This window comes from Pseudomonas sp. PDM18 (assembly GCF_014852585.1).
Lineage (GTDB): Bacteria > Pseudomonadota > Gammaproteobacteria > Pseudomonadales > Pseudomonadaceae > Pseudomonas.
In genome coordinates this window covers 256548-268018 of the sequence record NZ_JACVBX010000011.1, presented here as the reverse complement: position 1 = coordinate 268018, position 11471 = coordinate 256548, and the positions used below count along the sequence as shown (strand labels likewise).

General features: G+C 66.6%; 8 protein-coding genes. 7 read left to right on the top strand and 1 reads right to left on the bottom strand.

The features are described 5' to 3' along the window. Positions 1 to 409: 409 nt before the first annotated feature. From imuA to lysA, 5 genes are all read left to right on the top strand, one after another. The gene (imuA, locus tag IB274_RS22070; protein WP_192434778.1) at positions 410 to 1024 is read left to right on the top strand and encodes a translesion DNA synthesis-associated protein ImuA; all 615 of its coding nucleotides are present in this window, start codon (positions 410 to 412) and stop codon (positions 1022 to 1024) included. 2 nt (positions 1025 to 1026) lie between these two features. Continuing rightward, positions 1027 to 2436, top strand: a complete 1410-nt coding sequence (locus IB274_RS22065; protein ID WP_192434776.1) for a Y-family DNA polymerase — start codon at positions 1027 to 1029, stop codon at positions 2434 to 2436. After that, positions 2433 to 5522, top strand: coding sequence for an error-prone DNA polymerase (locus IB274_RS22060; RefSeq protein WP_192434773.1), 3090 nt, complete (start codon positions 2433 to 2435; stop codon positions 5520 to 5522). Before IB274_RS22065 ends, IB274_RS22060 begins: the two co-directional genes overlap by 4 nt. 268 nt (positions 5523 to 5790) lie before the next feature. Continuing rightward, positions 5791 to 6726, top strand: a complete 936-nt coding sequence (locus IB274_RS22055; protein ID WP_192434771.1) for a LysR family transcriptional regulator — start codon at positions 5791 to 5793, stop codon at positions 6724 to 6726. A gap of 79 nt (positions 6727 to 6805) precedes the next feature. Then, complete coding sequence (lysA, locus tag IB274_RS22050) at positions 6806 to 8050, top strand: diaminopimelate decarboxylase (protein ID WP_192434769.1); 1245 nt, start codon at positions 6806 to 6808, stop codon at positions 8048 to 8050. 175 nt (positions 8051 to 8225) lie between these two features. On the opposite strand, the gene IB274_RS22045 is transcribed toward lysA, so the two are convergent. After that, the gene (locus IB274_RS22045) at positions 8226 to 8654 is read right to left on the bottom strand and encodes an Lrp/AsnC family transcriptional regulator (protein WP_192434767.1); all 429 of its coding nucleotides are present in this window, start codon (positions 8652 to 8654) and stop codon (positions 8226 to 8228) included. Between the two features lie 237 nt (positions 8655 to 8891). Here IB274_RS22045 and IB274_RS22040 point away from each other — a divergent pair, with 237 nt between their 5' ends. Continuing rightward, the gene (locus tag IB274_RS22040) at positions 8892 to 10574 is read left to right on the top strand and encodes a flavin monoamine oxidase family protein (RefSeq protein WP_192434765.1); all 1683 of its coding nucleotides are present in this window, start codon (positions 8892 to 8894) and stop codon (positions 10572 to 10574) included. A 92-nt stretch (positions 10575 to 10666) separates the two neighbouring features. Further along, complete coding sequence (locus IB274_RS22035; RefSeq protein WP_192434763.1) at positions 10667 to 11455, top strand: carbon-nitrogen hydrolase family protein; 789 nt, start codon at positions 10667 to 10669, stop codon at positions 11453 to 11455. Positions 11456 to 11471: the final 16 nt, after the last annotated feature.

Sequence of the window (11471 nt, the reverse complement as noted above, 5' to 3'; positions counted from 1 at the left end):
AAGTGGCCTTGGTCGCTTGCATGCGCAAGCTGCTCACCATCCTCAACGCAATGCTCCGTGACCAGGCACCTTTTCGGCCCAAAATAGCTTGACGCCGAACACGGTTGCTCGCCCGAGGGGGCGAAACAAGAAATTTGGGCGCACGCCGGTGCGGCGCAGAAACACCCAAAGCACAAGCAACGGCATCGCGTAGAAGCTCCGCTCCTACGCAAACCACAGCGCCGAAACCGCTCCTACAGTGAGCCCCATGGCAGTCAGACCAACCGCCATTGACGGCGCCTTCCCACCAGATAAACTGTATATCCATACAGCTATTTCCGAGCAACCCCATGCAACCCTCAACTCCTTCCCTCCCCCGGCCCTCTCGCCGGACGCATGACCGTCGCCGCTCGCCGGCCGGGAGGCCGTGATGGGCAGTGTGGTCGCACTCGACACCCTGTTCCACCAGCGCCAGGTCTGGAAGGGGCAGCCCCAGGGCCTGCCGCCCAGCCAGCAGCCCACCGGCCACGCGGTGCTGGATGCCGCCCTGCCCAGCAGCGGCTGGCCGGAAGCGGCGCTCAGCGAAATCCTCCTGGCCGCCGAAGGCACCGGCGAACTGCAACTGGTCTGGCCGACCCTCGCCCGGCTCAGCGCAGCGGGCGAACGCATCGTGCTGGTCGCACCGCCCTATATTCCCTACCCGGCCACCTGGCAGGCCGCCGGTGTCGCGCTGGAGCAGCTCGCCATCATCCATGCGACCGGGCGGGATGCGCTCTGGGCCGCCGAACAGTGCCTGCGCTCGGGCAGCTGCGGCGCCGTGCTGTGCTGGCCGCAGCAGGCCGACGACCGCGCCCTGCGCCGCCTGCAGGTAGCCGCCGAAACCGGGCAGACTCTGGCCATCGCCTACCGCCCGCAGCGCGAAGCGCTCAATCCGTCGCCCGCCGCGTTGCGCCTGGCGCTGGACGCCAACCCGGCGCAACTGCGCGTGCTCAAGTGCCGTGGCGGCCTGGCGCCGGCGCGGCCCATTCCGCTGCCCTGGCACTGACTATGCTCTGGGCCTGTATTCTCCTGCCGCAACTGGCGATGGACGGCGTGCTGCGCGGCCGTCCCGAGCCGGACGCCGCCCTGGCGCTGCTCGCCGGACCGACTCAGCGTCGCCTGCTGCAGGCGGTGAACCCGGCCGCGCGGGCGCTGGGGCTCAAGCCCGGCCAGTCGCTCACCGCCGCCCAGGCCTTGAGCCGCGACTTTGCCACCGCCGAATACGACCTGCACGACGTGCAACGCTGGCAGAACCTGCTGGCCGCCTGGGCCTACGGCTTCAGCTCGCAGGTCAGCCAGCACTACCCGCGCGCGCTGCTGCTGGAGGTAGAGTCCAGCCTGCAGCTGTTCGGCCCCTGGCCGCGCTTCGAAGCGCGCCTGCGCGAGGAGTTGAACGGGCTTGGCTTCCGCCATCGCATCACCGCCGCGCCCAATCCGGCCGCCGCGCGCATCCTCGCCAACGGCCACGACGGCCTGGCAATCCATGACAACCAGCAACTGCGCCAGTACCTAGGCCGGATGCCGCTGGAACGTCTGGGCCTGGAGCGCGACGTCGCCACTTCGCTGGGCCGAATGGGCCTGCGCAGCCTGCAGCAACTGCTCGCCCTGCCGCGCGAAAGCCTGGCCCGGCGCTTCCCGCCACAGGTGCTGCGGCAGGTCGACACCCTGCTCGGCCAACGCCCACTGGCCCTGGAGTTCTACCGGCCGCCGGACTGTTTCGAGTCGCGTATCGAGCTGAATTTCGACGTGGAGTCCACCCAGGCGCTGCTGTTCCCGCTACGCCGCCTGACCGCCGATCTCGCCGCCTTCCTCGCCGGACGCGACAGCGGCGTGCAACGCTTCGTCCTCCATCTGGAGCACCACGAAGGCAGCGACACGCTGATGCCGGTCGGTCTCCTCAGCGCCGAGCGCGAGGCGGCGATGCTCTTCGAGCTGACCCGTGGCCGCCTGGAGCAACTGCAACTGCGCGCCCCGGTGCACAGCGTGCGGCTGCTGGCCAACGACCTGCCGGCCTTCGTGCCGCAGCACCGCGAGCTGTTCGACGACCGCCCGCAACAATCGCTGCCCTGGGAACAGCTGCGCGAACGCTTGCGCGCACGACTGGGCGACGATGCCGTGCACAGTCTCGGTGGCCGCGCCGACCACCGCCCGGAGCGCGCCTGGCAAGGCAGCTCCACGCCGCTGAAAGTCGTCACCGATATCCCGCGCCCCGGCTGGCTGCTGGCCGAGCCCCAGCCACTGCGCGAATTCGCCCCGGCGCTGCTGGCCGGCCCCGAGCGCATCGAATCCGGCTGGTGGGACGGCGAGGACATCCGCCGCGACTACTACCAGGTGCGCACCCGCAGCGGCCAGCGCGCCTGGGTGTTCCGCCCGGTGGGCGACGACGGCCCGCTGCTGCTGCACGGCTGGTTCGCATGAGCACGCCGACCGAAGGCATCGACTACGCCGAGCTGCACTGCCTGTCCAACTTCAGCTTCCAGCGCGGTGCCTCCAGCGCCGCCGAGCTGTTCGAGCGGGCGAAGAAGCTCGGCTATCGGGCGCTGGCGATTACCGACGAATGCAGCCTGGCCGGTATCGTCCGCGCCTGGCAGGCGGCGAAGGAGAAGGAGATCCCGCTGATCACCGGCAGCGAGCTGAGCATCGAGCAAGGTCCGAAGCTGGTGCTGCTGGCCGAGAACCTAGCCGGCTACGAAAACCTCTGCCGCCTGCTCACCCACGCCCGGCGCCGCGCCGAGAAAGGCAGTTACCGCCTGGTACGTGTGGACTTCGACGGTAACCTCGATCACCTGCTGGCGATCTGGCTGCCACGGGACGGGCAGGACGACGACGGCCTCTGGCTGCGCGGGCTTTTCCCCGAGCGCCTGTGGCTGGGCGTCGAACTGCACAAGGGCCCGGACGACGCCGGCAAGCTGCGCCGCCTGCAGGAACAGGCCGTGCGCCTAGCCATCCCCGCCGTGGCCTGCGGTGACGTGCACATGCACGCCCGTGGCCGCCGCGCCCTGCAGGACTGCATGACCGCCATCCGCCAGCACCTGCCGGTGCACGAGGCCGGGCAGTACCTCTATCCCAACGGCGAGCGGCATCTGCGGCCGAAGGAGGCGCTGGCGTCGATTTACCCGGCCGAGTTGCTGGCGGAGACGCTGAAGATCGCCGGGCGCTGTACGTTCGATCTGGGTGAGGATTTGAAATACCAGTACCCGCGCGAACTGGTGCCCGAAGGGCATACGCCAGCCAGTTGGCTTTGCGCCCTGACGCACAAAGGTATTCACGAGCGCTGGCCAGGAGGGGTGAGAAAAAAGGTCATCAAACGCATCCGCAAGGAACTGCGGCTGATCATCGAACTGGGATACGAAAGCTATTTCCTCACGGTCCATGACATCGTCCGATTTGCCCGCTCGCAACACATTCTCTGCCAAGGACGTGGCTCAGCCGCCAACTCCGCCGTGTGCTTCACGCTGGGGATTACCGAACTCGACCCGAGACACATCAATCTGCTGTTCGGCCGTTTCATTTCCCGCGAACGCAAAGAACCACCGGATATCGACGTCGATTTCGAGCACGACCGCCGTGAGGAAGTCATCCAGTATGTGTTCCAGCGCTACGGCCGCACGCGCGCTGCACTTACGGCAGTCGTCAGTACCTATAGGGGCGCCGGAGCTGTCCGCGACGTGGCCAAGGCACTGGGCCTGCCGCCGGACCAGGTCGGCGCGCTGGCCGATTGCTGCGGACATTGGAGCCGCAAAGGTCCGCCACGCGACCGTCTGATTGAGTCCGGATTCGATCCGGACAGTCCAGTGCTTCGTCGTGTCCTCGCATTGACGGAACAACTGGTTGGCTTTCCCCGCCACCTGTCACAACACCCCGGTGGTTTCGTGATTTCCCAGCAGCCATTGGAAACCCTGGTGCCGGTGGAAAATGCCGCGATGCCCGAACGCACCTTGATCCAATGGGACAAGGATGATCTTGACGCAGTCCGTCTGCTCAAAGTCGACGTGCTCGCTTTGGGGATGCTCAGCGCCCTGCGCCGCTGTTTCGACCTGATAGAACGTTATCGTGGTCAGCGTTGGACACTCGCGACCCTGCCGCAGGAGTGCCCGAAGACCTACGAAATGATCAGCCGTGCTGACACCGTTGGCGTGTTCCAGATCGAGTCCCGCGCACAAATGGCCATGCTGCCGCGACTCAAGCCCAGGACCTTCTATGACCTGGTGATCGAAGTGGCCATCGTCCGCCCTGGGCCGATCCAGGGCGACATGGTGCATCCCTATCTGCGCCGACGGAACAAGGAAGAGCCCGTTACCTATCCGTCCAAAGCCTTGGAAAAGGTCTTCAGACGTACCTTGGGTGTTCCGCTGTTTCAGGAGCAGGTCATGGAAGTGGCCGTCATTGCCGCCGACTACACCCAAGGCGAAGCGGACCACCTGCGCCGGTGCATGGCCGCGTGGAAGCGTCATGGCGGTCTGGAGCCGCACCGCCAGCGTCTTTTCCAAGGCATGTTGAAAAACGGCTACACGGAGGATTTTGCCGAGCGCATCTTCAAACAGATAGAAGGCTTCGGCAGCTACGGCTTCCCCGAATCCCACGCCGCCAGCTTCGCCCTGCTCACCTACGCCAGCTGCTGGCTGAAATGCCACGAACCGGCGGCCTTCACCTGCGCGCTGATCAACAGCTGGCCCATGGGTTTCTACAGCCCCGACCAACTGCTGCAGGACGCCCGCCGCCATGGCCTGGAGATTCGCCCGGTGGACGTGCGCCACAGCCACTGGGACTGCACCCTGGAACCTATCCCTGACCGCCAGCCGGCGATCCGCCTCGGCCTGCGCATGGTGCGCGGGCTGCGCGAGGAAGTCGCCAATGCCGTGGCCCGGGCGCGCGAGCAACGTCCTTTCGCCGACGTCGCCGACCTCTGTCTACGCGCCCACCTCGACGGCCGCGCTCGTGAACAGCTGGCCGACGCCGGCGCCCTGCGCGGCCTCGCCGGGCACCGGCACAAGGCACGCTGGGCGATTGCCGGGGTCGAGCCGCAGTTGCCGCTGTTCGCGGGGCAGGCCACCGAGGAAGCGCCGGTCAGCCTGCCGTTGCCTAGCCGCGGCGAAGACCTGCTCACCGACTACGCGACCCTTGGCACCACCCTCGGCCCGCACCCCATGACCCTGCTGCGCGGTGCCCTCAAGACCCGTCGCTGTCGCAGTTCCAGGGAACTGGCCAGCCTGGAAGCCGACCGCCCGGTGCGCGTCGCCGGTCTGGTCGTCGGCCGCCAGCGCCCCGGCACCGCCAGCGGCGTCACCTTCGTCACCCTGGAAGACGAGTTCGGCATGATCAACGTGATCGTCTGGCGCGACCTCGCCGAACAGCAGCGTCGCCCCTTCCTCAACGCCCGCCTGATGCAGGTGGACGGCACCCTGGAAGCCAAGGACGGCGTGCGCCATGTGATCGCCGGGAGGCTGACGGACCTGAGTGAGCTACTGGAGGGGCTGGATGTGCGGAGTCGGGATTTTCATTGATGCACTCTTTGCACCAAGCGGTTCGCGAGCAAGCTCGCTCCTACAGGTCGGATTTGTACCGCTCGCTCTTCGTAGGAGCGAGCTTGCTCGCGAACCCCGCCTGACGCCGAACGTACTGGCGAAAAACGGAACAACGTAGGGCGGATAACGCCCTACATGACACCACCCTGATGATCGAGCGCTGGGCCTGTCGCAGGCATGGCCAGCCCCACTGGTGCCACACCCCGAACAACGCCACAATGACCCGCACTCCAGCATCGGACCCAGCATGATCACCCTCCGCCACATCGAAGTCTTCCGCGCGGTCATGACCACCGGCAGCGTCACCCGCGCGGCGGCGTTCCTGCATACCAGCCAGCCCACCGTCAGCCGCGAGCTGGCGAGGCTGGAGCAGCTGGTCGGCTTCGAGCTGTTCCTGCGTGAGCGTGGGCGGCTGGCGCCGACGGCGCGGGCGTTGATGCTGTTCGAGGAGGTGGAGCGTTCCTTCACCGGGCTGGACCGCATCGTCGCCTTCGCCGGCAGCCTCGGGCAGTTCGCCGAGGGCAAGTTCTCCATCGGCTGCCTGCCGGCGCTGTCCCAGGCACTGTTGCCGGAAGCCTGCAAGCGCTTCAGCCGGGAAAACCCGGCCATCAGCCTGGAGGTGGCGGCGCTGGAGTCGCCGCATCTGGAAGAGGCGCTCAGCGCCCAGCACCACGACATCGGCCTGATCGAGAACGACGACGCCCCGCGCGGCACCGAGCTGCAGCCGCTGCTGGCGGTGGACGAGGTGTGCATCCTTCCCGACGGCCATCCGCTGCTGGCTCGCGAGCGTCTGGAGGCGGCGGATTTCGCCGGCCAGCCCTTCGTCAGCCTGGCCACCAGCGACCGCTATCGGCACCTGATCGACGCCGTGTTCCTCGGCGCAGGCGTGCAACGGCAGATGCAGGTGGAAACCCACAGCGCCGTCTCGGTGTGCAGCATGGTCCGCGCCGGGCTGGGCCTGGCCGTGGTCAACCCGATTACCGCGCTGATGTTCCAGGGCCAGGGCATTCAGCTACGCCCACTGGCCTTCTCGCTGCCGTTCCAGGTCAGCGTGGCGAAACCGCTGTACCGCCCCGCTACGCCGCTGCGCGAGCGCTTCGTGGCGGCGCTCCAGGCCGAGGCCGGCGTGCTGGTGCAGCGGCTGCGCGAAGCCGGCGTCGGCTGCACCCTATATCAAAATTGAATTGATTCGATAACAAGCGGCATTATTCAGCCATCCAAAGGGCCGGTAGACTAGCGCCATCTACCTTCGGAGCCCATTCATGACTTTCCTCGCCTTGCCCCGCGCCGAACAGCTTGCCCTGCAATTCGGCACCCCGCTGTGGATCTACGACGCAGCCTCCATCCGCGGCCAGATCGAGCGCCTGAAGAGCTTCGACATCATCCGCTTCGCCCAGAAGGCCTGCTCCAACCTGCACATCCTGCGCCTGATGCGCGAACAGGGCGTGAAGGTCGACGCGGTCTCCCAGGGTGAACTGCTGCGCGCCCTGGCCGCCGGTTACTCGTGCCGCGAGGATGAATCCGAGATCGTCTTCACCGCCGACCTGCTGGACCGTGCCACCCTGGAAACCGTGGTCGAGCACGGCATCCCGGTGAATGCCGGCTCCATCGACATGCTTCGCCAACTGGGCGAAGTCGCCCCAGGCCATCCGGTGTGGCTGCGCATCAACCCCGGTTTCGGTCACGGCCACAGCAACAAGACCAACACTGGCGGCGAACACTCCAAGCACGGCATCTGGCACAGCGACCTGCGCGCCGCCCTGGACGTCATCCGCGAGCGCGGCCTGCGTCTGGTCGGCCTGCACATGCACATCGGCTCGGGCGTCGACTACGGCCACCTGGCCCAGGTCGGCGAAGCCATGCTCGGCCTGGTGCAGCAGGTGAAGGACGCCGGCCACGACCTGTCCGGCATCTCCGCCGGCGGCGGCCTGTCCATCCCCTACCGCGCCGGCGATCCGGAAGTGGACACCGCGCACTACTTCCAGCTTTGGGACAAGGCGCGCAAGGCCGCCGAAGCCGTAGTCGGTCACAAGCTGCACCTGGAGATCGAACCGGGCCGCTACCTGGTCGCCCAGTCCGGCTGCCTGCTCAGCGAAGTACGCGCCACCAAGGACGCCGGCCGTAACCACTTCGTGCTGGTGGACGCCGGCTTCAACGAGCTGATGCGCCCGTCCATGTACGGCAGCTACCACGGCATCCGCGTGCTGGCCGGCGACGTGGCCAGCCGCGAGGTGATCGATACCGTGGTGGCCGGCCCGCTATGCGAGTCCGGTGACGTGTTCACCCAGGGCGATGGCGGCGTGGTCATCCCCCGCGCCCTGCCGCGTGCCCAGGTCGGCGACCTGCTGCTGATCGAGGACACCGGTGCGTATGGCGCGTCCATGTCGTCGAACTACAACAGCCGGCCGCTGATTGCCGAGGTGCTGCTCGAAGGCGCCGAGGCGAAGCTGATCCGCCGCCGCCAGCGCGTGGAAGAGCTGCTGGCCCTGGAAGAAGACCTGGGCTGATACCAGCCGTCATGCACTGCCGGCACTGCCGGCGGTTCGCGAGCCAGCTCGCTCCTACAGGTCCAGCTCCAGCTTCGGAGCGCTCTTCGTAGAAGCGAGCTTGCTCGCGAACAATCGGGAACGCTGACTTTCCGGCGAATCTCAGCTACAGCTCAATTTCTGAGAAAGTGCCTCCTCACCGATCGATACGCGTCGACAGAATGATCGACGACATCGTCCGCTCCACCCCGTCCAGCGCGCCGATGCGGTCCAGCACCGCGTCCAGGTCGCGGATCGACAGCGCCTCGACGATCACGATCATGTCGAAGTTGCCGCTCACCGAATGCAGCGTCTTCACCTCGGCAATCTTCTCCAGCGCCTGCACCACCTGGTGTGACAGCTTGGGCAGCGCCGTCACCAGCACGTGGGCGCGCACTAGTGATTGCGCGTAGCTGTCCGACACCTTGATCGAATAGCCGGTGATGACGCCCTGCTGCTCCAGCCTTTCGATGCGGCTCTGCACCGTGGAGCGCGACACCCCGAGCTTGCGCGCCAGCTCGGAGATCGACTCGCGGGCGTTGGCGCGCAGCAGGTTCAGCAAGGCCGCATCGGATTTTTTCGTCATATTGCTCATCGTATTGGTCAATCTGCCTGAAAGCTCTCGCCAATCTTGCAGATTGTCAGGTTCATTTCAACGACGGCCTTTGTAATAGTGGACGCCACGGCGAGCCTTCACAGCTCGCCATTTCTTTGCCCGCGCGCCATCCATCGACTGGCCTCTGCGGGCCGCAAGAAGCCTTGCCAAGCTGGTGATACAAGCCGGCCAGCCGCATAAGTCGAACAAGATTGAAGGGAGCCTTCCATGCACAAGAACCGCCACCCCCACACCCCCGGCAAGAAACCGGTGACCATCTTCGGCCCGGACTTCCCCTTCGCCTTCGACGACTGGATCGAGCATCCCGCCGGGCTGGGCAGCATCCCCGCCGACAAGCACGGCCAGGAAGTGGCCATTGTTGGCGCCGGCATCTCCGGCCTGGTGGCGGCCTACGAGCTGATGAAGATGGGCTTAAAGCCGGTGGTCTACGAGGCCTCGAAAATGGGCGGCCGGCTGCGCTCGGAAACCTTCGAAGGCGCCGACGGCATCATCGCCGAGCTGGGCGGCATGCGCTTCCCGGTGTCGAGCACCGCCTTCTATCACTACGTCGACAAGCTCGGCCTGGAAACGAAACCCTTCCCCAACCCGCTGACCCCGGCCTCGGGCAGCACCGTGGTCGACCTGGAAGGCACCAGCCACTACGCCGAGAAGATGGCCGATCTGCCGGAAATCTTCCGCGAAGTCGCCCAGGCCTGGGCCGACGCGCTGGAAGACGGTGCGCGCTTCTCCGAGATCCAGGACGCCATCCGCGAGCGCGACACGGTCAAGCTCAAGGCCCTGTGGGACGAGCTGGTGCCCAAGTGGGACGATCGCACCTTCTACGACTTCGTCGCCTCCTCCAAGGCCTTCTCGCGCCTGTCCTACCGCCACCGCGAAATCTTCGGCCAGGTCGGTTTCGGCACCGGCGGCTGGGACTCGGACTTCCCCAACTCCATGCTGGAAATCTTCCGCGTGGTGATGACCAACTGCGACGATCACCAGCATCTGGTGGTAGGCGGTGTCGAGCAAGTGCCGCGCGGCATCTGGAGCCACGTGCCGGAGCAATGCGCGCACTGGCCGGCTGGCACCTCGCTGGCCTCGCTGCACAACGGCGCGCCGCGTCCGGGCGTGAAGAAGATCGCCCGCGCCGCCGACGGCACCTTCGCCGTCACCGATTACTGGGGCGACACCCGCCACTACGCCGCCGTCCTGGCAACCTGCCAGACCTGGCTGCTGACCACCCAGATCGAGTGCGAAGAAGCGCTGTTCTCGCAGAAGATGTGGATGGCCCTGGACCGCACCCGCTACATGCAGTCGTCGAAGACCTTCGTGATGGTCGACCGTCCGTTCTGGAAGGACAAGGACCCGCAGACCGGCCGCGACGTGATGAGCATGACCCTCACCGACCGCCTCACCCGCGGCACCTACCTGTTCGACAACGGCGACGACAAGCCGGGGGTGATCTGCCTGTCCTATTCCTGGATGAGCGACGCCATGAAGATGCTCCCACACCCGGTGGAAAAGCGCGTGCAGCTGGCGCTGGACGCGCTGAAGAAGGTCTACCCGAAGGTCGACATCGCCGGGCACATCATCGGCAACCCGATCACCGTGTCCTGGGAGGCCGACCCCCACTTCCTCGGCGCCTTCAAGGGCGCGCTGCCGGGCCACTACCGTTACAACCAGCGCATGTATGCGCACTTCATGCAGGACGACATGCCCGCCGAGCAGCGCGGCATCTTCATCGCCGGCGACGATGTGTCCTGGACACCGGCCTGGGTGGAAGGCGCGGTGCAGACCTCGCTGAACGCCGTGTGGGGCATCATGAAGCACTTCGGCGGCGCCACCCATCCGGAGAACCCCGGCCCGGGCGACCGCTTCGCCGAACTGGGCCCGATGGCACTGCCGGACTGATCCGCGCCATTGACTGAACAGCGGCTCGCGCGGGGCCGGGATCGGGTGCAAACTGGCTGATCCCGGCCCCGCGCGTTTCCAAGGAGAACCCCATGTACCTCGCACTCTACCAGTGCCCACCCGGCCCCGACGACGTCGCCGGCAACCTGCGCCGCCTGGAGCAGGCCGCGCAACAGGCGGTGCAGAACGGTGCGGACCTGCTGGTGCTGCCGGAGATGTACCTGTCCGGCTACAACATCGGCGCCCAGCGCGTCGCGGAGCTGGCGGAAAGCTGCGACGGCCCGTCCGCCCAGCGCATCGCCGAGATCGCCCGCGAGCACAAGCTCGGCATCCTCTACGGCTATCCCGAACGTGACGGCGACGGCGCCGTCTTCAACAGCGTGCAGTTGATCGACCGCCAGGGCGAACGCCGCGCCAACTACCGCAAGACCCACCTCTACGGCGACCTCGACCGCAGCCAGTTCAGCGCTTCCGACGAGCCGCCGGCGATCTTCGAGCTGGAGGGCTGGAAAGTCGGCCTGCTGATCTGCTTCGACGTGGAATTCCCCGAGGCCGTGCGCACGCTCGCTTTGGCCGGCGCGGATGTCGTGTTGGTGCCCACTGCGAACATGCGCCCCTACGAATTCGTCGCCCAGGTCCTGGTGCCGACCCGCGCGTACGAAAACCAGGTGTTCCTTGCCTACGCCAACTACGTCGGCAGCGAGGGGGAGATCGAGTATTGCGGCCTGAGCAGCATCGTCGCCCCGGATGGCCAGGTGCTGACCAAGGCCAAGCAAGGCGAGGAACTGCTGGTGGCCGAACTGGACCCGCAGCGCATCGCCCTGGCGCGTGAGGGGTACAGCTATGTGCACCTGCGGCGGCCGGTGCTGTATCGCAGCTGAAAAAAGCCCGGCTAAA

Excerpts from the sequence above, each read along its gene's own strand:
- imuA (WP_192434778.1), top strand. The coding sequence starts at position 410 with ATGGGCAGTGTGGTCGCACTCGACACCCTGTTCCACCAGCGCCAGGTC.
- IB274_RS22065 (WP_192434776.1), top strand. The coding sequence starts at position 1,027 with ATGCTCTGGGCCTGTATTCTCCTGCCGCAACTGGCGATGGACGGCGTG.
- IB274_RS22060 (WP_192434773.1), top strand. The coding sequence starts at position 2,433 with ATGAGCACGCCGACCGAAGGCATCGACTACGCCGAGCTGCACTGCCTG.
- IB274_RS22055 (WP_192434771.1), top strand. The coding sequence starts at position 5,791 with ATGATCACCCTCCGCCACATCGAAGTCTTCCGCGCGGTCATGACCACC.
- lysA (WP_192434769.1), top strand. The coding sequence starts at position 6,806 with ATGACTTTCCTCGCCTTGCCCCGCGCCGAACAGCTTGCCCTGCAATTC.
- IB274_RS22045 (WP_192434767.1), bottom strand. The coding sequence starts at position 8,654 with ATGACGAAAAAATCCGATGCGGCCTTGCTGAACCTGCTGCGCGCCAAC.
- IB274_RS22040 (WP_192434765.1), top strand. The coding sequence starts at position 8,892 with ATGCACAAGAACCGCCACCCCCACACCCCCGGCAAGAAACCGGTGACC.
- IB274_RS22035 (WP_192434763.1), top strand. The coding sequence starts at position 10,667 with ATGTACCTCGCACTCTACCAGTGCCCACCCGGCCCCGACGACGTCGCC.